Below are 22,275 nucleotides of genomic sequence, written 5' to 3'. Positions count from 1 at the left end.
CAGGCAACGAAACATGGATTGTATGAGTCTCGGATTTTGTTCCGACTATTTGCTTTTCAGATTATCCCATGTGCTTTGGAAATCCTGGAGCAGCTTTGCCGCATCCGACTTGCCTGCCACATAGGCTTGCATTTGACTTCCGAATTCCTGCTGCGCTCCTTCAGGATAGCGGTTGAAGAACCAGCCCAGCAGCTTGTTCTGCCGGCTATACTTCACAACTTCGGCACCCAGTTGCCCCATATCGGCCTCTGTCCCTTTGATGCTTTTGAAGGCCGGAATGAACTTAAATTCCTTCGTAATGTACTTTTTTCCCTGCTCAGATGTCACCATCCAGTTCAAGAATTCCTTGGCCTCGGCTTTAACCGAAGAATTTTTATTGACCACCCAGTTGTTGGCCACACCTACAAACAGCTTATCTCCGGCGGCTGCGTCTTCACCAATCGGCATAGGCAAGATACCCAGATTCAGCTTCGGATTAATCCCGTCAATTTGGACCTGCGTCCAGTTCCCCTGCTGCATCATAGCAGCCTTGCCGGTGGCAAAATTCGTGACCTGGGTATTGTAATCCGTCGTCAGCGGCTTCGCATTACCATACTTGAGCGTCAGATCGAACAGCTTCATCCACTCGGCGAATTTGGCGTTACCCGGAATTTTCGCGGTTCCATCATTCAGTCCCTTGACGAAGGCAGACGGGTCCGGCTGATTGGCAAATGCCACGTTCAGCAGATGATTGCCCAGTACCCAGAACTCCTGATATCCATTCGAAAAAGGAGTAATCCCTGCGGCTTGCAGCTTTTGAGCGGCTTCTTCCAATTCGGCTAACGTTGTGGGGGATTCTGTGATCCCCGCCTTTTTGAACAAATCCTTGTTATAAATAAACCCGTACCCCTCCAGGTTCATCGGCTGACCGTACATCTTGCCGTCTTTGGCCATCGGCTCCATGGCGACATCGACTACATCACCGACCCAAGGCTGATCGGACAGGTCCTCCAGATATTCCAGCCACGTATCGAGCTCGCGGTAGCCTCCAACGTTAAAAATATCCGGCTGTTCTCCAGCGGCGAACTTGGCCTTTAGCGCAGCCCCGTAGTCACTGCCCCCGCCCACCGTCTGAATATCGAGCTTGATCCCCGGATGAGATGCCTCATATTCCGCCTTCATGCGATTCAACGCTTCTGCAATTTCCACCTTGAATTGAAAAATGTGAATCGTCTTTTCCTTCACTTCCTCTCTGCCTGCGCTTTGTTCACTGCTGCTACTGTTACAACCTGCCAAAACGAGGGTAAAAGCGGCGAGAAGCAGAACCAGCGCCCGGACTTTTCCTTTATAAGAATGCGTTTTCATATTCATGTTCCTTTCTATATTAAATTTCAAATCAGATGAACTCGAAAAATTCGTATGGACACGGAACAAATGGAATGGTGCTCCAGCCTTTATTCGTTTATTCAGGGGAATCTGGAGGCAACAGCGATGGTAAGTACCATCCGTTTGCAAAGTGCCACACCATGAACATTTTCAGTTCATCCACACTCAGCCTTTGACCGAACCCGCCATAATGCCTTGAATAATATATTTCTGCATGACCAGAAAGAATACGATGGCCGGCAAAATGCCCAGTACCAACGCAGGCAAGGCCAAATCCCACTGCTTCGTGTATTGTCCGAAAAAGGCATAGGTCGCAATCGGAATCGTGCGCAGCTCAGCCTGTTGCAGCACTAGCGACGGCAGCAGGTAGTCATTCCAGATCCAGAGTGTATTTAAAATCATCACCGTCACCATCATCGGCAGCATCAACGGATACACAATGCGGAAAAACACACCGTAAGGGGTACAGCCATCCACGGTAGCCGCCTCCTCCACCTCGATGGGCACACCTTTGACAAACCCGTGAAAAAGGAAAATGGACATAGGCGTCCCGAAGCCCAGATAGCAGATCACCAGGCCACCGATGCTGTTCATCAAGTCCAGCGTACTGACGACCTTGACCAAAGGGATCATCACCGATTGAAAAGGAATGACCATCGCGGCCACGAACAGGCTGAACAACACCCGGTTATAACGCGTCGGATGCCGAACCATCCGGTAAGCAGCCATCGAGCTGATCAGCACCAGCAGCAAATTGCTGACCACCGTCACGACAAGCGAATTCCATAAAGCTTCGGGAAAACGCGTAATGCTCCACGCCCTGGCATAGTTGCTCCATACAAAAGTTTGTGGCCAGGCCGCGGAATCGGTGAGCAGGTCACCAAAGCTTTTGACCGAATTCACGAACAAAAAATAAAACGGAACAAGGAATAACAAAGCGACGAGAAGCATGACCAGTTCGGTCGCCCATGTTCCGAAGCGGTAGCGCTTGCTTGTTTCCATTTTACGCTTCCACCTCCCTGCTTTTCGTCAGACGCACCTGGAGGCTCGTAACGAGCGCAACGATGATAAAGAAAATCAGCGCTTTGGCCGTCCCTAATCCGTAACGATTATTCACAAATGCTTCATTGTAAATATTGAGTGCCACCGACTCCGTAGACCCGAAGGGTCCGCCCTTGGTTAATGATAAATTAAGATCGAACATTTTAAACGACCAGGAGATCGCCAGAAAAAGACAGACGGTGACGGCAGGCATAATCAACGGCACGATAATAGACCTTAAGATTTGCATTCGGCTTGCTCCGTCAATTTCGGCCGCTTCCAGCAGATCCTGTGGCACATTGGTCAGCGAGGAGATATAAATGACCATTAAATAGCCGGCGGTTTGCCAGATAAATACGATCACAATGCCCCAGAAAGCCGTAATCTCATCTCCCAGCCAAGGCAGATTGAAGAAAGACCAATTCGTGCTCTCCCCGATCGCTGCAAACCCCTTGACGAAAATAAACTGCCAAATAAAGCCAAGTAGCAGCCCTCCGATCACATTAGGCATGAAAAAAATAGTCCTTAGCACATTTCTCGACTTCAACGGCTTGGTTAAAAAATACGCCAGCAGAAAGCCAAATACATTCGCAGCCACCACACCAATCACCGTAAATCGGACCGTAAACCAGAACGCTGTCCTGAATTTGTCATCATCCCATAAAATGTGATAGAAATTATCCAAACCGACCCACTTCGCCTGATTGGCAACCCCATTCCATTCTGTAAAAGAATAGTACATTCCCAGGATGAAAGGGATTACAATAATGATAACGAAAAATAACGTCGCCGGCCCTACAAAAATCCATTGCTGGAGCCATTGCGACGACTTGGCACGGTTCAAACCGATCCCCCCTTTTGTTGTCTGTTGGTGTCTGCAATTCCTTACGGCTTGCTCATCAAGCGCCTGGGTACTGTGGCCGTATAATTGGTGGTTCACATCTTCATTATGTCGAATTAGCGATCTGGAGAACACGCAAGATCGTGAACCATTAGGGGGAATTTATTGACCTCTGGCCTGTCTTGAATCGTGAAAGGAGCTGCTGGATGGAATTTCATAACATTCGTTCCCGGCTAATCTGGTTTTTGCTCATTGCGGTCACCCTGCCACTGCTGCTGTCGATGACCATGACCTTCCTTCTCACCAAGCAATCTTTGCGAGAGCAGGCCACACACGAAAATGAACGGCTTATTTTTCAGGGAATTACGAATCTGGATAACTATTTGCAGGGATTGAACCGGGCATCCATCGGGGTCTATAATGATCCTCATTTTCTGCGCAATCTCGCCAAAATTCCGGATGATTACCGGGCTGTTGCTGAAAATTACACAACGCTGCAGACCATGCTGAATGCTTCGCCTGGCATCGATCAGGTGTATTTGCACTCTTTTCAGGCAGGGCAATCCACACTGATTACCAGCACACTCCCTCTTTGGGAATTCCGGCTGACGCCCTTTCCGGGGCTCTATTCATTACAGTTCTTCCGGATTATTCATACAGCCGTCACATACGAAGCATTTGTACGGCTTTTCAGCGGTTTCCTATACAGAACATGACACACAGCGACAGGTATTCACCCTCCATCGGGCAATACGGAACATCCCCTCATCACAAATGCTTGGGGTACTGGCTATAGATGTTCGTCTAAAGCCGCTGCGCAGCATTTGCCGTCAATTGTATAATGCAGATACAGAAGAGCTGTATCTGGTCGATCGGCACGGAATGATCATATATAGCGGCAATGAAGCAATGATCGGCACACACTGGAAGGAATCCAGCCTGCTCAATCGAATTTCTAATGAAGGCGTGCACGGAGTGATTGAGAATGATACGGCGCTGCACGTGTACGGCAAGCTGGATGCCAATCTGTCAGGCTGGACGCTCGTCAAGAAAATTCCGAATCGAGCGCTTTATTTACGAGCCACTCGCCTGACCCGGATCAATGTGGTCATTGCACGGAGTGCTGTCGCGTCGCTTCAGAGAGATGATGGTCACCATCAACAACCTCATTTTGCGGGAATATAAGCTGGATCTGGCAAACAAGACACACCAATTGAAAGCGCTTCAAGCGCAAATTAATCCTCATTTTCTATATAATACGCTCCAGTCTATTGGAACGCTGGCGCTGCAGCATGAGGTGCCACGAATTTATTCCCTGCTCTCCCCCCTTGCCAAAATGCTGCGCTATAACATGCGGGATCATACGGTCGACGAGGAGCCGGACAGCAGCGAACAGGATTCCATCGGGCTCCGCAATGTTTTACTGCGTATTCAGCTCCATTCAGAGGATGGTGCCAATACCCTGTCTGTAGACAATATGGTGCCTCATGGCGTTCGTTATACACTCGAAATTCGTACCAAAGCTCATACCGGAATTCAGATTAAGGGAGAGTGATCTATCATGAAAGTTCTGATTGTGGATGATGAAAAGCATGTGCGCCATGCCATTCGGATGCTCGTACATTGGGAGGCTTGCGGCGTGACCGAGGTAATCGAGGCTGAATCGGGCGATCAGGCGATTGAGGTCATCACTACCCTTTCCCCACCTGTCGTACTTACAGATATGCGGATGCCCGGCAAAGATGGAGTTGCCCTGATGGAGTGGATTCAGCTCCATTCCCCTGCCACCAGAGTCGTAGTGGTAAGCGGCTATGACGATTTTGATTTGGTCCGGCAAGCCATCCGCCGGGGAGGTATGGACTATATTCTCAAGCCTGTAGACCCGGTGGAGATTAACGAGGCTCTGACTAAAGCCACTCAAGCCTGGCGAACAGCAGAACAAGACCGGCACAGGCAGACAATGCAGGCCATTGAGGTAAACCGGATGAGGCCACACTATGCCGACAAGCTTCTGACCGAGCTGGTGTCCGGTACAGCGAATACCGCTCTCTCCATCACGCCCTTGCGCGAGGAACTGCGCCTTCCTGCAGCTATCCAGATGTGCAGTGCAGCCGTGATGAGCATCGCTCAGCTGGATACCGATATGCTGGACAAATACAAAACCCGGCGTCCGTTGCTGAGCTTTTCCCTGATTAACATCTGCAATGAGTTTCTCATGGCTTCCCAGATCGGCATTGCATTCCGTCATCTGGAGCGTATGGATGAAATTATTGTGCTGTATTGGGGCGAGCCGTCCCGTTGGCCGCTGCTCTTGCAGGATATTCACACAGGCATCAGAACCGCATTAGGCTGCTATATGCATATCGGGATCGGATCCTTCGGCGCCTTTCCCGTGGCGGCAGCTACAGCCTACCATGAGGCTCGCCAAGCCTTGTGGAAACGGGACGTGCTTCAGGCCACAGATTGGCTGCATCATAGCTCCCTTGTACGCCAGCCCGTACGTCTCCCCCGGCTACTCGAGCTGGAAGAGGAACTACGGCTTAGCGCGTTCAGTTGCAGCGCAAGTCGTGTAGCCGCGACAGTAGGCCGCTGGATAGCAGCCATAGCTGAGCTGCCTTCGGTAACGGCGGAGCAGCTGGCCGGCTGGAACCAGGAGCTGAACTGGATGCTGGCCCGCTGGCTGAATGACCGGCCCGGAGATACCGAAGGCGAAGAACTGGCTGATGGAGCAGGAGCCTTTCCTGCTCTGCCCATCGACAATCGCGGCCTGCTTTCTTTGCCTTTATGGAAAAAGCAGATCGAAAACCGGATGCTGGCAACCGGTCAGGCACTTACACCGAGCCACAATCCTAACAACCCGACGATCCGCGATATTGCCCGCTATCTGGAAGCTCACTACGACGAGGATATTTCGCTACAGGATATGGCGAGCCGCTTTTATCTCAGCCGGGAATATATCTCCCGCAAATTCAAGCAGGAATACGGTGTTAACCTGTCCGACTATCTGTGCCGGATCAGGATGGACAAAGCAAAGCTGTTGCTGCTGAATGACAAGCTACGGCTGCATCATATTGCCGGGATGGTCGGATATCAGGATGAAAAATATTTTGGCAAGGTATTCAAAAAGCTGGAGGGCGTCACGCCGGGCGAATTCAGGAAACGCCATGCTGCACATCTTCAGTCGTGATCGCATACAGCACATGATCTTCCCAGTCACCATTAATCTTCAAATACTTTAGTGTCAGCCCTTCGCGGCGAAATCCGGCCTTGTCCATCCTCGAATCGACGGCGTATTCCCCGGCATGACCCCGGCTTGAATACGGTGCAACTCCAGCTCAGACGTCTGATCTCAATAATTGTTGATATGCTTTTTAGTCATCGAATAAAGAATAAGAAAAATACCCCAGGTGCATGCCAGCAACCCAGGGTATCCTCCTCTATTGAATATTTAATCCGTGACAGGCAGCCAGCCGGGAACCGTCGTTAATGCACCCCACAGGTAGTCCGGAATGACCAGCTCCTGCTGGGCTTTCCTGGACAATGTCGTACGGATTGTATCTTCTCTGCCATCTTGCACCTTCTGAACCCATTGCGGCTCCATCAGAAGCGGGCGTCCCAGCGAAACAAGCGGTACCCCCGTCTCCAGCGCTGCAAGTGCCTCGTCCGGTGTATTCAAGGAGCCGACTCCCATGGCCGGCACACGATGGCCGACCTTCTCATGGATCAGAACGGTACGTGACCGTTCGTCGCTACGATCACGGAACGAACCGCCGAAGAAGTGGTTAACGGAAATGTGCAGATAATCCAGCCCTTGATCCGCCAGACGATCTACGAGTACCAGCGTATCGTCCAGCGTAATGCCTGGCGTGTGTCCTTCTTCAGGGGACAAGCGATAGCCGAAGATGAACGGCTGCTTCGCATGCGCGGCGATCACTTTTTTCACCTCATGGACAATCGCCAGCGGGAAGGCCATACGTTTGTCAAGACTGCCTCCCCATTCATCAGTACGGCGGTTGGAGTGCGGGGAGAAGAACTGCTGTACCAGGTAACCGTTTGCTCCGTGAAGCTCCACACCGTCATAACCCGCTTCAATGGCGCGGCGGGTCGCTTCGCCATAGGCGCGGATGACGCGATGGATATCGTCAGTTGTCATTTCACGCGGCACAGGTGCGCCTTCTTTTTCCTCGGCTACTGCACTTGCACTGATCGGTTGTCCGTCCGGAATTTGATCTGGTGGACAGAGACGGCCGCCATGGTATATTTGCAGGATCGCTTTCGCACCCTCCTGATGAATCGTGTCAGCCAGACGACGCAGGCTTGGAATCATTTCGTCCTTGTCCGCACCAAACTCGTTTACAAAGCCTTTGCCATCGGGCGTCACATACACGCAAGCCGTAATAACTGCGCCTACCCCGCCAGAGCGTTCACGGTAGTAAGCCAGTTCCTCGTCACTGACCTCACCGTTTTCATGGGAAGCAAAATTAGTCATAGGAGCCATCGTAATCCGATTTTTCAATGTAACGCCGGATGGCAGGGTAAAAGCTTCAAATAAAGGTTTATATTTCGGGTTCATTCATTCTCTCTCCTTCAGTTTCAGTCAGATCAGATGAGCTGCAAACAATATGAAACAAATAGGAATTCGAATTCGATATTACTTTACTTCAATGATCAGCCTGCCTACTGTCACTTACTTAAATACAGTGGTTATAACAACCACAGTATAATGTTCCGCTCCTGTAAAGTCAAATCTAACCTTTTGGTTCTTTCTTAAACTGTCTGGAAAGTCTGAACTCTAGCCGCCTGTCATAAGCCATCGCCAGTCATTTAACGGTTTTCGGCTGCGCTCTTTTCCTCCTCTTGGCGAGAAAACCAGGTCGCGAGCAGCGAGCCGGAAATATTGTGCCATACACTGAAAATCGCACTCGGTACAGCACTGAATATACATAAACCTTCTCATAAATATGGTTTTTGCAGCTTTCCCCGCTAGGACATATTTGGTAGCAAAGTGGGTATATTCGTATTTAAAGATGGTGACTAGTCGGTCATGTTGATTTGACTGCCTCTTCAACATTATCTTTCCCGGCAAATGTAAACGGGTGTCTCTATCGCAGAGGCACCCGTTTGGCGTACACATTTTTATTCATGAAACAAACCTGGTGGACTTACTCGCCTTTCAAGGCGATCACTTCAATTTCTACCAGCGCATCCTTGGGCAGGCGGGCTACCTCCACCGCACTGCGAGCCGGATATGGCTGCTCGAAGAAAGAGCTGTAAACTTCATTGACACTGACAAAGTCATTCATATGCTTCAGGAATACCGTCGCCTTCACAACCTGGTTCATATGGCTGCCTGCCGCTTCCAGAATGGCTTGGACGTTGCTCAGGGACAGACGAGCCTGCTCCTGTACGTCTTTACCGAACTCACCTGTCGCCGGATTCAGTCCAAGCTGTCCTGAGGCGTAAATAAATCCGCCCGCCTCTACCGCCTGGCTATAAGGGCCAATAGCGCCGGGCGCTTTTTCCGTTGCAATTGTTTTTTTCATATCTACTGGTTTCTCCTTCCTGATACGGGTTTACCGTATTATAGCATGGGTAGCCTAAAGCCACTATTCTGCGCGGTGGATTAATACATCGCTGCTTCTCTTAACACATTCATTTTTGCACCGGCCCTCATTCCTGTGCCAGCTTCATCTTCACCAGATGTCAGTTCTGCACCGATGACCCGGATGATATCATTCGGATAAATATGTACACCGCTCGCTTATGCGGGAGCAATTCGGACCATCGATCTCGCGAGGACCGGAGCCGGGATAGCACGGTAGGGAGCGAGCTTGCCCGTCATCATGCCATCAGTGCCTTCATAACGACAGCGGCAGCAGTTTCGACAGCACGCCGTTCACCCCTCGCGCCCAAAATAAGCGGCGGACGGAACAAATGCAGCGCAGGCAATCCAACAGCGGCAAGTGCCTCTTCCGCTCCCCCCCTTGGTGCGGTTGTAAAACACACGTGAATTTGGGTCTGCTCCCATCGCGGAAATAGCGAGCATCTGTACAGCACCGGCCTTCTTACCCAGCCGGGCGGTCAGAACCGGGTAGTCCAGATCAGCCTTACGGAACTGCTCCTTGGAGCCAGCCTTTCTCATCGTCGTCCCGAGACAGCAAAAAACATCATGAACCCCCTTAAAGGCGAACGCTGCTTTCTGCGGCTGTTTCCCAGTCGATGAGGACTTGCTCCAGCTTGGGATGCGTGATTTCCAGCGGCCGTCTGTCCAAAACCATGACCTGGCTGTATTCCTTTTGCACCAGCAGTTCCTGTACAACATAATCCCCGACAAGCCCCGTTGCCCCCACAACGACTGCTTTGCGATCCATGATAAACCTCCTTTGTACACCTTGACACCTGCTCCTGCACAGCGTATCAGGTTAATTTATACGGCTGTTCGCCTGCTTCCCTACTCTCGGATGGACACATGGGCAGATACAGTGAAAAGGTGCTTCCCTGGCCCTCCATTGGCCTGCTGAAAAGCTTCAAAAATCATATGCTGCTGAAGCTTTGAAATAAAGATAAAGCTCGTAAGTCCAATCGCAACCCCAATGATAATAAGCGTATAAGAACGGGGATACACCAACGTTGCGATAATCAGCGGGATGAAACGCAGATTAAAAATGACCGTCTCGCTAAAATTAAAACCAAAGCAAGAGCTGATCCATCCGGCAAACACGACCAGCAGCACCGAGCTGATATATTTGAAGCGCGTAGAGGTGTGACTCAAGACGTATCTATAAATCACGTTCGCCACATAGGCAACGGCGATCATCATCCCCAAATTGATTAGAAAATCATTGAAAATTGCATGGACTCACACTCTCATAGCACAAAAACTGGAGGCAGGCCGGTCCTACCCGCTTTTGCCTTTCTTGTACATCATAACATGAAGTCCTATCTTTCGACATGCCAGCAGATGCTGCATCCGTGTATAAAAAAAGCGAACCGCAATGGCTCGCTCTCATGGAGATACCTATAGAGTCAGCTTATGATGCCTTTATTCCGGCGCCATTCCTGAACAAATATTTCAGCAAAATGAGAGTCCCACTGGGTTCCTTTTCCTTCTTCCAAGATCGTGACCGCCTTCTCTTCCTTCATCCCTTTCCGGTACGGGCGATCCGATGTCATCGCATCAAATGCATCCGCTACAGCAATAATCCGCCCAAAAAGCGGGATATCTTCCCCGGCGAGCTGATCCGGGTAACCGTTGCCGTCATAGCGCTCGTGGTGCGAACGCACGCCGGGCAAATAAGGGGCCATGGCATAAGCTGGCTCGACCCGGCGGAGAATGCTTTCTCCCATGACAGGGTGCATTTTAATCAGGTCAAATTCCTCGTCCGTCAGCTTGCCATCCTTGAGCAATACAGCATCAGGCACGCCAATTTTACCGATATCATGCAGCAAGGCTGTTTTACGCAACAAGTCAAGATCCGTCTCGCTCAAGCCGCCCTTTCGCCCAATAAGCACAGAGTATTCGGCCACACGCAAGGAATGTCCCGCGGTATAGGTATCCCGTGCATCCAGCGCTGCCGCCAAGGTAGCAAAATAACTGTCCAGCAGCTGACTGTTTTTTTCTTCCCGCTCCTTGAGGCCCTCGATCATCATGTTAAAGCCCTCGACCAGTTCCGCAAATTCGTCGGAATACAAGTCGCTGGCATTACTGTTCAGACGGCCTTCCTTTACTTCGTTCATTTTCTCCAACAGGTGATGGATCGGCTGCTCGATCTCACGGGTCAGCAGCTTTCCACCCAGATAGGCAAAGGCCACACCAAAAATTAAAATCGTCCCCGCCCATAGCCAGTAGGAACTGGCATGTGCCGCATCTGATCGCTCCAGCCGAATCTGCGTCGCCAGACAAAATAAAAACAACGGAAAAGCACCGATCAGCGTCGCGCTCAGCTGAAATTTATGCCGCAACGACAGCAGCACACGTCCCCGGAGTGACAGGTTCAGCCCATAATGCTGATGGGTTTGTTCCTGAAGCTCCTTCAGCAGCGGCCGGATTGCTCTCATCGTCAGGAAAAATTCAACCAGTGCGTGCATAGAAGCAACCAGACAAGCCCCTATACAAGCGATTCCTACGTAATAAAAAGGAAACGCAAGCTGTCCGGTATGTATCATCCATAGGGCTATCCCTGCTGCCGGAATGGAAAACCCCAACAAATGCGGCCCAATAATACGTAAAACCGACAGATTAGGCAGATGGTGAATCCGTATATACACCGCTTCAGCATCCTTGAATGTTGTTAATTTGCCGTAAAAAAAACGACGAACCGGTCTCAAATGCATCCGGAACGCCACGACTTCACAGCCAATCATAATGACACTGGAAATTACGATGATTTTCGCAAGCCCGAGAAATTCATAGTGGGCTATATTTAACGTGGAAAACAGAAAAATCGCACCTACCAATAATACCGCGGTAAACGAACCTATGACATAGTTCAGGATAACATGCTGAATAAAGCGCTTATAGATTGGCAAATTGCTACCCCTCTTTTCATCCGTACGCTTATAAAATATCTTGTTTATTCAATATCGGAGTCCAACCGTCAAAAGTTAACCTTCTTTCCTAACAAAACAACCGTATATCCGCTGATAGGCGGTTGTCGTGATTGCCAGCCTGGGTGTAACATGTTGTGTATATGGTTTTATTCCAATCTGCAATCAAAAAAAAAAAACAAAAATCCCTTGTAAATCAGAACCATTCTTGCTATACTACTAAAGTATGTATTAACCTCATAGGATTCCGCGCAACAGGCTACACTCCTTATCACCGCATGGAGCTTCTCCAAATTTTATGTATAACCCTAATGTAGAATTTTGAGCTTTTGCCAAAAGATTTTCACATTCACACTGGCGCGGTCATCGGAGCCGCAAGGACGAAAGAGAGGTAGGGCTTTTGTCGTTTGGAAAATGAACAGTGGAATCAGACTGCCCCTTATGAACATGCTGACCATATTATGCAAGGCAGCAGGGGTTGAACATATATGATGCCGTCAAATATGAAGTTTGAGCAGGCCGTGCAGTTCTACGCAGCTGCAGCATCCCCCGGATGATCCCCGGGGGATTTTTCTATGAACAAAAAAAAGTGACCCTGCCGAAACATCGGGAGGGCCTATAGCTTGATCAAAAAGGGGTTAATACAGTCATTATAGTTTCTCTTTCTTAAAATTAAATGATATTCACCTTAAAAACTCATTAATTTTCAGACTTCAGGATTTGGCATCATCCAGATCTTCTAATAATCCGTCCAATACTCCGTGCTACCCGGCGGCGTTGTTGGAATAATGGGGTGTCCTGTGTCCACTGGAGTGTTCCTTGGGGACGAAGGACGCTCCCACCCTTCCAGTAGAATCACATGCTGGGTGCCTGTTTTATTTTCCCATGTGATATAGCGCTCTTGTTCCATATGACGCAATGCAGCTGTAATTTCAGTGTCACGCCTGCCCGTTTTGATCGTGAGTTCCGTCATCGTCGGCATGTGGCGATGCTGGGCAAAATAATTATACAAAATACGCAGCAGCTTTCGTTCCAAATCAGGCAACATCGTCTTTCCTCCCTTTGTCAGGTTCCCGGCAGACATGGACCGGAATCATCATGATAAAGAACATATGTTCCCATTATAACACATAAGAATGCACCTTCCTACCGGAAGATGCATTTGGGCTTGTATGCCCATCCAAATTCAGTTTTTCTCCTTCTCCTCGCGGCTGATCGATCGCAGCCACCAGCCGATTCCGCCAACGCTTCCTAGTGCCAGCACCGTCAGGGAAATAATGTAGAACAAATGAAATGCACGATCACTCATAGCATTCGCCTCCTTATTTTATGTATACACTTTCCAGCTAGCAGTGTAAACCTCTTTTTGGCCTTCCACTCTATTTTTACCAAATCCGCAACATTAAATATCCTTGCGCTTATTTCGGTGCATGCTGACCAAATATGGTTCATAGCATATATGATACATGACAGACCAGACGCAGATAAACTTGGCAGGCATCCCGCCGATAAAAAAGAATACAAAAAGGCTTCCGGCATCTGCCGAAAACCTTTCTTTATCTGAGATTAAAGCTGAATTACGCCTTATTCCTCTTGCTGTATCTAATAAAAGCAATCACAAGCGCTACGACAAACAATATTCCGCTGACTACCCAGGTTGTCAGAAATGCCATGCCCAAACCGACATTTCCTCCCATTGTCGGGTGGTTCATGGCAGTAAACATGGAGCCCTGCATCATAAATATGGTACAAAATAAAACGACGGGCACTAGAATAATTGTGCTTGCCGTCTTACGGTTGCCTGATACTGCGATCACGCACAGCGCGGAGATCACCAAGATCACCCAATAGATAACTGCTTCCCAAATGCCCACCTGTTCAACCTCTTTTCTACCCATTCGTAAATGTCTCTTCTATTGTAACAGACGTCACACAGTGAACCAAGCCATTTTTGATGAGAAAAGGGGTATACATAACAAATAACGTATATAATGAATAGCACAGGAACCCTACATCTAAGACTTGAAAGGAACGATCATATGAAAAGTGCAAGTCCTTATATCATTGTAAACGATGTACAGCAGACGGTTGATTATTATCAATCCGTATTAGGTGGAGAAATCAAAGTGCTGAACAAGCAGGAAGGCAAGTTTTTACACGCAGAGCTTCACTTGGGCAACAGTCTTATCCATTTTTCCGATTCCTACGGTAAACCGCTGAAAGCACAGCATGTACAAATCATTCTTGATTGTGAGAGTGAGGAGGAGCTTAAGCGCGCTTACCACGCATTTGCCGAAAAAGGGACCATCACCGTAGAACTGCAGGATACCTTCTTTGGTGCGCTGCACGGCCAAGTAACGGATCACCTGAATCAGATTGAATGGGTCATGAATTATTTCAAGAGATGAGCATGCTCGGCAGCCATGACCGAATACGTCTTGTAGCCGCCATCAACATTTCTTACCGAATAACCGGATTGAGCCAAAATTCTGGCCGCGATATATCCGCGTAAACCGACCTGGCAAGAAACAGCGATCTCCCGATCACGAGGGATTTCCGACATCCGGTCTCTAAGCTCAGGCAACGGAATATGGACAGAGCCTGGAATGGCTCCAGCCCGCAGCTCTGCCTTATCCCTGACATCTATAATCACACCGCCATTTCGGTGAAAATCGTCAACCTCATGCCACTGTATCGTCCGGACAAGCCCATCCATAATATTGGAAGCCACATAACCGGCCATATTCACAGGATCTTTGGCCGAAGAATATGGAGGTGCATAGGCAAGCTCAAGGTCAGCCAGCTCACGGACGTTCAGCTTGCCGCGAATAGCTGTCGCAATGACATCAATCCTTTTATCTGCTCCATCGGCGCCAATAGCCTGTGCTCCGTATATCATACCTGTGTCCGGATTAAACAATAGCTTGATGGAAATTGGTGATGCCCCGGGATAATAGCCGGCATGTGAGCCGGGATGGATATGAACAGCCTGGTAGGGAACACCCAGCCGTGATAATGTTTTTTCATTATTTCCTGTAGCAGCGGCGGTCAATGCAAACACCTTGATGACGGATGTTCCGAGCGCACCCTCATAGGCAATGGCTTGACCGTTAATGTGATCTGCCACCAAATGCCCCTGGCGATTGGCTCCCCAGGCGAGCGGTACCATGGTGGCAAAACCATGATTGCGGTCTTTGACCTGGATGGCATCCCCCACCGCATAAATGGCCGGATCACTGGTTTGCAGCTGGGCGTTAACCTGAATCGCCCCGCGAATACCAAGCTCCAATCCGCATTGCTTGGCCAGCTCATTTTCAGGAACAACACCAATCGCCAGAATAACCATATCCGTCTGAAGCATACCGCCGGAGGTTAAGTAGAGTCGTGTACCCTGAGCTTCAAAAGCCGCGACTCCTTCCTCCAAGCGTATCTCCACCCCGTTCAGCTTCATATGCTGTTCCACCATTTGGGCCATTTCAGGGTCCAGCGGATTAAGCACTTGCTGTCCCATGTCCACAAGGGTCACCGCAAGGCCTCGTTCCCGTAAATTGTCGGCCATCTCCAGCCCAATAAATCCGCCACCAATCACCGTGGCATGTTGCGGCTGTCTTTCATCTATATATGCCTTAATGGTATCTGTGTCACGAATGTTTCTTAACGTAAATACGTTCGCAGCTTCACATAAGCCGGGAATGTCCGGGACCATGGGTTTGGCTCCTGGCGACAACACCACAATGTCATACGGCTGCTCATTCATTTCTCCTGTCATTACGTCGCGGAAACGAACGAGCTTATGCCCACGGTCTATTTGTACCACTTCATTCAGCACCCGCACATCTATATTGAAGCGTTCTCTAATCCCTTGGGGTGTCTGGAGAAACAGCTTCTCGCGCTCCTGAATGGTGCCGCCAATATAATACGGAAGACCGCAGTTCGCAAAAGAAACATGCTCTCCGCGTTCAAACAAAATAATCTCGTCTTCCTCATTCCATCTGCGCAATCTTGCTGCCGCCGAAGCGCCGCCTGCGACCCCGCCAATAATAACAATTTTTCTGCCCATTTACTTCGCCTCCTTATATACCCTATAGGGTATAATATATACCTACGGGGGTATAGTGTCAACATAAAAAAGGTGGAGGCTCTCCACGATCACCCTGCCAATTCATGTTTCCGAGCGGAAGGTTTTGCCCAAATGGTCACCCAGACCGAAATAATGGCGAAAAATAGAAACATTTCAACCTTCATCGAAGTATGGATTACAGAAATATGAATTACAAAGGGGGATCCCTGTGCCATGAGCACCAAATCAAATGTAGCCATGATTGCTTCTCTCGTCAGCGAGCCTTCCCGTGCTGCCATCCTTACCGTTTTATTAGACGGCAGGTTCCATACCGCAAGCGAGTTGGCCTATATGGCGGGCATCACACCGTAAACAGCCAGCTTTCATTTAGCTGAAATGACCGAGGCACAAGTCGTTACTGTAGAAAAACAAGGGCGGCACCGCTATTTTGGCATATCCAATCCTGAAGTCGCCCGAGTGATGGAGTCTCTTTCGTCCATAGCTCCGCCCGTTAAAATCAAATCTTTAAAACATGCCTCCGAGAATGAGGCCCTATGGGTAGCAAGGACTTGCTACGATCATCTTGCAGGTCGTTTAGGCGTACAGGTTATGGACTCCTTCATTCAAAAGGGGATTCTTTTCGAGGATGAGGGCCGACTTCATGTCACCGAGAAAGGAGAGGCTTTCTTTGCAGATTTTCAGATTGACGTTAAGCAAATAAGACAACAACGCCGCTCCTTCTCACATAAATGCCTGGATTGGAGTGAACGGCGTCACCACCTTGCCGGTGCTTTGGGGAATGCCCTTTTGGACAGATTGCTGGCATTGAACTGGATTGAACGTCGCCCCGCAATCCGGGCGGTACGCATTACAGCAGAGGGTGTAAGAGGATTTAAAGAAGTATTCTCAATAGACGTTAGCTAGATGAAAACGCACCTCATTTACACATAAAAGCGCCATTTAGTCTCGAAAAAAATCCAGCATTTTGTTACATGATGTTTGAGCAGAATGTACCTGATATCGCGAGGAGTACGGATCACTAAATCCATGCTGTCCGTTACATTGGTATACCCTGACATTAGGGCGGTTATCTAAAGTTGATATTAGCTCATCCACATCAAACGATGCCTCCTCCTGCGGGAAAAATAGCAGTGTTGGACATTGCGGGTTTACTTCCAGATAATTCCGAATACGTGAGCCATAATAACCTACGATTCCATCAACCTTCTGTTCTTCACTGCACAACCAGGCAATCGTTGCCCCTACGCTAAATCCGAGGACAAATATCTTCTCATAGCGATTTTGAATATCTAATAACATCCTTTTAGTTTGACTTGCAGCTTGGGTAAAGCCTACATTTTCTACAAAATTCCGATAGGCGGCTTCCTCTTGCGAGTATTCGAAAGGAGCTTCTCTTCCCAGTAAATCCGGACAAATAACGTCATAACCCTGATCCGATAATAATCGGCACATATGCTGCATATGCTGGTTAATCCCGTAAATCTCATGCAGCACAACGATTACAGTCTCCGACTTTTGTTCAATGCTTATCATGATGTGTGTACCTCCAACCAGGTTCGAATATAGGAAAACAAGTGATTTAGATATGGATACTTATACTTGGCTAACACTTCGGAGGATATCCGATTGAATAGCTCAAAGATACGATCAATCCGCGGAATTATTGGTTCATCCACCATTTCCCCCTGCTGCTAGACCTACTCGAAATTCAAGCGGGTCTCGCATAAATATTTTACCCGCTATCTTAATTGATTCCGGCTTAATCTCCTCTACGACTCCCCCATAATCCTCAAATGTCACGCGTAGTTCCTCATCAACGGATACTACATATACATGCGCCTGAACCAAAGCAGCTCCAAACAGCTCCATATCGGTTTTCAATTTTTTAAATGTGCGATTCAAAACGATCATCACCTCTATTAATTTCATTCGGTGAACAATAGCTGGATTCCTTCTACCATCAACATTTTGCGTGTTATCGAAAATATTAAATTGAATTATACATCTTATTTTGTAATTTATGTAATTTGATGTTTAGACAATTTTAATAGAATGTAGAGATGAGCTAAGAGTATACTTTTCAGTAACCCCGGAATAGCTCCCTCCAGTTGGAGTTTGCCATCCACTTTCTGGAGTTGGTGGTTGCTTGTCCAACTGATGTTGCAGCATATCTCTAAACATAAACTTACTGATCTATAAATATAATACATATATTTTCATATTTATTTTTTATTGGGTATTAAAAAGAACTCTTACCAGTTCCCCGGCAGAGCCCTTCTTTACATCTACTCTATTTCCAAACTATCTTTAATCACCGATGCGTGCGGATTACTGCTGATACCTTTGTTATTGATATGGAATCCTGGCTATGCACCGTGAAAAAGCCATGTTTAATAGTTCCTGATTGTAAACCGAATACTTACGATTTTGATCCAGCACCCAATTCGCAAATCCCAAAGCTTTAGCGTAACTATTGTAATCATTTGCATTCACATTAAACTGAAGAATGTCCACCATGATCTTATTTTCTTCATCCGATAATTCCAAGCCCATCTGGCTGAACTGTCTTTGTCGAATTCTCCGGGCGACAACGTCTTGTATTGCCCTGTGCTGATTGGACACTTGTCCTTGATGTTGACGATAGTACAATAAATTTACAGGGAGGTTAGCCATTTGTATTTGAGACGCTAATCGGTTCCACAGCTCATAGTCTTCGGCATGGGGATAATTACTATCATACTGAACGCCTAGCCGATGAATCATGCTATTGCGCATTATGATGGTAGGATGGCAGATGCAGCAATGAAAAAGCAACCATGTTCTAATTTCTTCATGACTGACTGGATTAACTCTAGTCACTTCTCCTATTGAAGTAGTATAAGCGGCACCGCATAGATCAATCCAGGGATTTTGATCCATAAATGATATCTGCACAGCTAGTCGATCTGGCGTAGAAAAATCATCGCTATCCATTCGAACGATGTAGTCGCCTGTTGCCATATTTAAACCTTCGTTTAGCGTGGCTACCAACCCTCTATTTGTACCATGGAAGATTTTAACTACCCTAGGATCTGTTATTTGTGAAATCAGATAAGCAGATCCATCTGTGGAACCATCATCAATCAGAATTAATTCGAAATCCGAATAGGTTTGAACTAAAATACTGTGTACTGCCTCCAAAACAAATGCCGCATTATTATAAACTGGCATTATAACTGAAGCTCGTGGCATAAAAAATCCCCCTCTAGTCAGCAATTTTATAACAATCGACTTTAGTAATAGTGAGAAAGAATCTCTACGCATTTAGCACACGATAACCACAAATATTATTAGATACGCTACAATGTATGTATTTGGACTACTGGTGGACAGGACTAATCGGTAACAAAAAAGCGCAGCCTCCAAAAATCTTGGAAGCCGCGCCGTCCTTGCGTTTGTAAAGATGCTGGTAATGGGCAATTGAACCTCCGAACTACGTATTACGAGTGCGTTGAATTAGAGCTTTGATGGATTTTATAAGGCTCCTATAGCCTATCCGACAATAAACAAGGTTCGTCAGGTTATTATAGATATCCGTATTTCGCTTTATTTAGAGTATTCACCTTATCGATGTGACAATTGTCCGTTTTAAGGAGAAGGAAACTACATTGCTTGCATAAAACGGATATGATAACATAAGAATAGAAATAAGGATCGGCGGCCTACCGATCCCCAGCACAACAACTTGAGTGGGGAAACCCTCCTGAAAGTTGCTTGGCTACAGGAATTTGACCCGCACTGGTGCCAACCTATGAGCGGGTCATTTGCGTTTATCAATGTAAGTGAGCAAAGCAATCAGGAATATCCCGAAAGTAAGCACTTCACCGAACGAAATGTGCATCGCATCACCTCCTCTCGGAGGGTGCGTCACTCAAGGTGTGTTGTACAATCCAAATTATACCACAAGCCCTCTATGTATGAGGGCTTTTTTATTTTGGTTTATCTGCCACATGCTCCATTCAAAAATAAAAAAACAAGCTCTGCCAACCGATTAAGGTTAGCAAAGTTTTTATTTATTTAGAGTATTCACTTACTTCAAACGTCAGGATACGATCAAACAGCATGTAGTCCTTGCGGCTGCTGAATGGGCCTTTATTGTTGTCATGCTTGTTAATGGCGTATGAAGCCGATCCAGACCCGGCCTGCTTGCCTTCGTACCATGCAATAAAATCATTGACCTCTTTCATGCTTAAGTCGAATTCCTTCTCCAAACCGTTTGTCATGGTAACTACCAGAATTGCACGATTTCCGCTTGGAACCGGTTCATTTGTCCCTGTATTAGGAGTGGACCCTCCTGGATTAGGAGTGGATCCTCCTGTATTAGGAGTGGAGCTCGATACTTTAGACATCATCTCTAACTCACTAATAGCCAAAATTTGACTTCCATTGTTTGCTGTAATATTAATTCTATAGTCCTTGTATGAATTAGAATTAGAAAAAGTGAATTTTTTGGGAGTGCTATCTACCCATCCAGTGATATTTGACTGAGTGTCTAGCACATTCCAAGTAACCCCATCATTTGAGCCTTCGAAAGTCCAATCTTTAGGGGCCCGGTCAGTAGCCGTTGTCTGTGGATATATAACATATTGTTCAATAACTTCAGGTTTAGGGAAGTCATATCTTAACCATGCGGTATTTTCATCTGATCCCCACGCGCTTTCGATAGTAGCAAAATCTCCGTCAAAAGATCTATATGCGTATGAAAATTCATTACTTGCGCTTGCCACACCAGATGGATAAGTGTGAGTTGTCATATTTGGAATTAAATTTTCTGAATACTCCGTCTCGGCGGCAAAAGCATTCGATAAGGGAAGAGATAAAAGAACTAAAAATAAAATTGTTATACATGCTTTTTTCATTAAGGTAATCCTCCAATATGTTTAATAGAACTAAGAATAATTTAATTGAGGAATTGTGTCTAAACATAAACTTGCAGATTTATAATTATATCGATATATTTGCATATTTATTTTTTATTGGGTATAAAAAAGCTCTGCCGCCCAATCAGGTTAGCAAAGCTTTTTTACTTCTCACTTTTTGAATTGCAAAATTGATTATTTCTCCAATTACAGTCCCGGTCAGAAAAATATAAAACATCATGGCATTCAGCTTATATCCCATTACGTAACTACTACTCCTTTGCCTAATGCATAACCAGGCAAAATATTAAATCTTCTCAAGACTATATCTTGAGACATGCAAAGTATCGCGCATGTTGTCATTAAATAATTTTGTGATTCAACTTTTATTTGAATTTATATACGTAATTATTTAGACATTTTTTATTGATTTTTGTATGGTGAGTTAGAATAAGTTTAAGGAGTTAATCATGAAAAAATTATGTGTTACCTAAGTTTCTTATTAGTTTTCATGGGATTTCAAGTTTCAACAATTTTTGCTACATTTGCACCGTCTGGAGGAACTGCAATAATCGAGCAGCAATGCACCCAATGCTAAGCCTGACTATGCTTTTGATGGAAACTTTATGAACGAGGTTTCTCCAAACGTTGGATGGTGGCAGTCTTCGCCTGAGATCAGTACCAAAGGTATTGCTTATATAGGTTATGATTTTGGTTTCTCTGTTTCAAGTGTAATTGTTCAAAAGCTAAATGATGGTCAGTGGAAAGATGTGGGTACATATGATTTGAAATTGCAAGATACCACTGTTATTAAATTACCCCAGCCAATCACTGCTCAAGGTTGGAGGCTTATGGCGAACTCGGATTCAAGTGAATGGGCTGTTATAGAAGTAGATCTTGGATTACAGGACAATCCCACGCAGCACGAAACACCTACACAGCACGAAGAACCAAGTGACAACCGGGCTATCCTCGTGGTAGCAATGACTACTGGTTTGGAAAAAGAATATGATCTTCCCATGAGTGATGTAAATACATTCCTCAACTGGTACGATGCTCGTGGTGCAGGAACTGGCCCTGCCAAATTCGAAATCAACAAATACAGCAACAACAAAGGACCATTCAGCAAACGTAAAGATTACGTAATCTTCAATAAGATTTTAACGTTTGAAGTAAGCGAATATTCAACTAAATAACCAACAAGAAGGACTTCATACCGGCTAAAAAGCCAGTGGAGTCCTTTTTCGGCCTCCAAAAAGCTTGGAAACCGCGCATGCTTGCATTTATAAGAATGCTGGTGAAGGGAGTTGAATCCCCAGCCTACGCATCACAAGTGTGTTAATTAGAATTATGATGAGTTTTACAGGGCTCCTATAGCCTATCCAACCATAACATGATCCCATCAGGTATTACAGTATCCGTATTTCGGTAGAAGATTTGTTAGAAAAATAGCCGGGATAAAATAAGTGAAATACCCTGTCGCAAAGAACAGGGTATTTTGC

General features: G+C 46.8%; 22 protein-coding genes and 4 pseudogenes. 7 read left to right on the top strand and 19 right to left on the bottom strand.

What is annotated here, in order from left to right:
• Positions 1-45: 45 nt before the first annotated feature.
• The 3 genes from JO375_RS05880 to JO375_RS05870 all read right to left on the bottom strand — a co-directional run bounded on the left by JO375_RS05880 (position 46) and on the right by JO375_RS05870 (position 3,250).
• Positions 46-1,344: an ABC transporter substrate-binding protein gene (locus tag JO375_RS05880; protein ID WP_229523570.1), complete on the bottom strand. Its 1,299-nt coding sequence runs from the start codon at positions 1,342-1,344 to the stop codon at positions 46-48.
• Between the two features lie 186 nt (positions 1,345-1,530).
• Positions 1,531-2,367 carry a carbohydrate ABC transporter permease gene (locus JO375_RS05875; protein ID WP_229523569.1) on the bottom strand — a complete coding sequence of 279 codons (837 nt, stop codon included), beginning with the start codon at positions 2,365-2,367 and terminating at the stop codon, positions 1,531-1,533.
• 1 nt (position 2,368) lies between these two features.
• Positions 2,369-3,250 carry a carbohydrate ABC transporter permease gene (locus JO375_RS05870; protein ID WP_229523719.1) on the bottom strand — a complete coding sequence of 294 codons (882 nt, stop codon included), beginning with the start codon at positions 3,248-3,250 and terminating at the stop codon, positions 2,369-2,371.
• Between the two features lie 203 nt (positions 3,251-3,453).
• On the opposite strand from JO375_RS05870, the gene JO375_RS05865 reads away from it, so the two are divergent.
• Genes JO375_RS05865 through JO375_RS05850 form a run of 4 tightly spaced genes read left to right on the top strand, consistent with a single transcriptional unit; the run spans position 3,454 to position 6,434 of the window.
• The gene (locus JO375_RS05865; protein WP_229523568.1) at positions 3,454-3,963 is read left to right on the top strand and encodes a hypothetical protein; all 510 of its coding nucleotides are present in this window, start codon (positions 3,454-3,456) and stop codon (positions 3,961-3,963) included.
• A 58-nt stretch (positions 3,964-4,021) separates the two neighbouring features.
• Positions 4,022-4,432, top strand: coding sequence for a cache domain-containing protein (locus JO375_RS05860; RefSeq protein WP_229523567.1), 411 nt, complete (start codon positions 4,022-4,024; stop codon positions 4,430-4,432).
• Positions 4,392-4,802, top strand: a complete 411-nt coding sequence (locus JO375_RS05855; protein WP_229523566.1) for a sensor histidine kinase — start codon at positions 4,392-4,394, stop codon at positions 4,800-4,802. Before JO375_RS05860 ends, JO375_RS05855 begins: the two co-directional genes overlap by 41 nt.
• Positions 4,803-4,808: 6 nt before the next feature.
• On the top strand, positions 4,809-6,434 hold the full coding sequence (locus tag JO375_RS05850) for a response regulator transcription factor (RefSeq protein WP_229523565.1): 1,626 nt from the start codon (positions 4,809-4,811) through the stop codon (positions 6,432-6,434).
• Here the strand turns inward: JO375_RS05850 and JO375_RS05845 are convergent.
• The 10 genes and pseudogenes from JO375_RS05845 to JO375_RS05805 all read right to left on the bottom strand — a co-directional run.
• Positions 6,400-6,587, bottom strand: a pseudogene (locus JO375_RS05845) (GNAT family N-acetyltransferase); the annotation flags it as partial. The gene JO375_RS05850 and the pseudogene JO375_RS05845 sit on opposite strands and share 35 nt — an antisense overlap.
• Before the next feature lie 108 nt (positions 6,588-6,695).
• A complete protein-coding gene (locus JO375_RS05840; RefSeq protein WP_229523564.1) occupies positions 6,696-7,820 on the bottom strand; it encodes an NADH-dependent flavin oxidoreductase in 1,125 nt (374 codons plus the stop codon).
• A gap of 251 nt (positions 7,821-8,071) precedes the next feature.
• Positions 8,072-8,182 (bottom strand): annotated as a pseudogene (locus tag JO375_RS05835) (bile acid:sodium symporter family protein); the annotation flags it as partial.
• A gap of 227 nt (positions 8,183-8,409) precedes the next feature.
• The gene (locus tag JO375_RS05830) at positions 8,410-8,790 is read right to left on the bottom strand and encodes a RidA family protein (RefSeq protein ID WP_229523563.1); all 381 of its coding nucleotides are present in this window, start codon (positions 8,788-8,790) and stop codon (positions 8,410-8,412) included.
• Positions 8,791-8,870: 80 nt separating this feature from the next.
• A pseudogene (locus tag JO375_RS05825) lies at positions 8,871-9,618 on the bottom strand (NAD(P)H-binding protein).
• Between the two features lie 80 nt (positions 9,619-9,698).
• Entirely contained in the window at positions 9,699-10,046 is a 348-nt protein-coding gene (locus JO375_RS05820) for a hypothetical protein (RefSeq protein WP_229523562.1), read from the bottom strand.
• A 227-nt stretch (positions 10,047-10,273) separates the two neighbouring features.
• A complete protein-coding gene (locus JO375_RS05815) occupies positions 10,274-11,776 on the bottom strand; it encodes an HD-GYP domain-containing protein (RefSeq protein ID WP_229523561.1) in 1,503 nt (500 codons plus the stop codon).
• A gap of 757 nt (positions 11,777-12,533) precedes the next feature.
• A complete protein-coding gene (locus JO375_RS05810; RefSeq protein WP_229523560.1) occupies positions 12,534-12,842 on the bottom strand; it encodes a hypothetical protein in 309 nt (102 codons plus the stop codon).
• A gap of 138 nt (positions 12,843-12,980) precedes the next feature.
• The gene (locus tag JO375_RS24480; RefSeq protein ID WP_267497667.1) at positions 12,981-13,103 is read right to left on the bottom strand and encodes a hypothetical protein; all 123 of its coding nucleotides are present in this window, start codon (positions 13,101-13,103) and stop codon (positions 12,981-12,983) included.
• Positions 13,104-13,371: 268 nt separating this feature from the next.
• Positions 13,372-13,692: a hypothetical protein gene (locus JO375_RS05805; protein ID WP_229523559.1), complete on the bottom strand. Its 321-nt coding sequence runs from the start codon at positions 13,690-13,692 to the stop codon at positions 13,372-13,374.
• Positions 13,693-13,833: 141 nt separating this feature from the next.
• On the opposite strand from JO375_RS05805, the gene JO375_RS05800 reads away from it, so the two are divergent.
• Entirely contained in the window at positions 13,834-14,202 is a 369-nt protein-coding gene (locus JO375_RS05800; RefSeq protein ID WP_229523558.1) for a VOC family protein, read from the top strand.
• Here the strand turns inward: JO375_RS05800 and JO375_RS05795 are convergent.
• A complete protein-coding gene (locus tag JO375_RS05795; RefSeq protein ID WP_229523557.1) occupies positions 14,187-15,854 on the bottom strand; it encodes a CoA-disulfide reductase in 1,668 nt (555 codons plus the stop codon). The genes JO375_RS05800 and JO375_RS05795 overlap by 16 nt on opposite strands.
• Before the next feature lie 234 nt (positions 15,855-16,088).
• Here JO375_RS05795 and JO375_RS05790 point away from each other — a divergent pair.
• Positions 16,089-16,778, top strand: a pseudogene (locus tag JO375_RS05790) (ArsR/SmtB family transcription factor).
• 36 nt (positions 16,779-16,814) lie between these two features.
• On the opposite strand, the gene JO375_RS05785 reads toward JO375_RS05790, so the two are convergent.
• The 5 genes from JO375_RS05785 to JO375_RS05770 form a co-directional block, all read right to left on the bottom strand.
• Positions 16,815-17,408: a dienelactone hydrolase family protein gene (locus tag JO375_RS05785; RefSeq protein WP_229523556.1), complete on the bottom strand. Its 594-nt coding sequence runs from the start codon at positions 17,406-17,408 to the stop codon at positions 16,815-16,817.
• Positions 17,409-17,543: 135 nt separating this feature from the next.
• Complete coding sequence (locus JO375_RS05780; protein ID WP_229523555.1) at positions 17,544-17,804, bottom strand: hypothetical protein; 261 nt, start codon at positions 17,802-17,804, stop codon at positions 17,544-17,546.
• Positions 17,805-18,221: 417 nt separating this feature from the next.
• The gene (locus JO375_RS05775; RefSeq protein ID WP_229523554.1) at positions 18,222-19,106 is read right to left on the bottom strand and encodes a glycosyltransferase family 2 protein; all 885 of its coding nucleotides are present in this window, start codon (positions 19,104-19,106) and stop codon (positions 18,222-18,224) included.
• Between the two features lie 568 nt (positions 19,107-19,674).
• Positions 19,675-19,755, bottom strand: a complete 81-nt coding sequence (locus tag JO375_RS24955; protein WP_007428610.1) for a putative holin-like toxin — start codon at positions 19,753-19,755, stop codon at positions 19,675-19,677.
• 172 nt (positions 19,756-19,927) lie between these two features.
• On the bottom strand, positions 19,928-20,773 hold the full coding sequence (locus JO375_RS05770; RefSeq protein ID WP_229523553.1) for a discoidin domain-containing protein: 846 nt from the start codon (positions 20,771-20,773) through the stop codon (positions 19,928-19,930).
• Between the two features lie 626 nt (positions 20,774-21,399).
• On the opposite strand from JO375_RS05770, the gene JO375_RS24725 reads away from it, so the two are divergent.
• Positions 21,400-21,969, top strand: coding sequence for a hypothetical protein (locus JO375_RS24725; RefSeq protein WP_322098699.1), 570 nt, complete (start codon positions 21,400-21,402; stop codon positions 21,967-21,969).
• Positions 21,970-22,275: the final 306 nt, after the last annotated feature.

Origin of the sequence: Paenibacillus farraposensis, assembly GCF_020736845.1 — a bacterium.
Lineage (GTDB): Bacteria > Bacillota > Bacilli > Paenibacillales > Paenibacillaceae > Paenibacillus > Paenibacillus farraposensis.
This window is presented reverse-complemented; position numbering and strand designations above follow the sequence as displayed.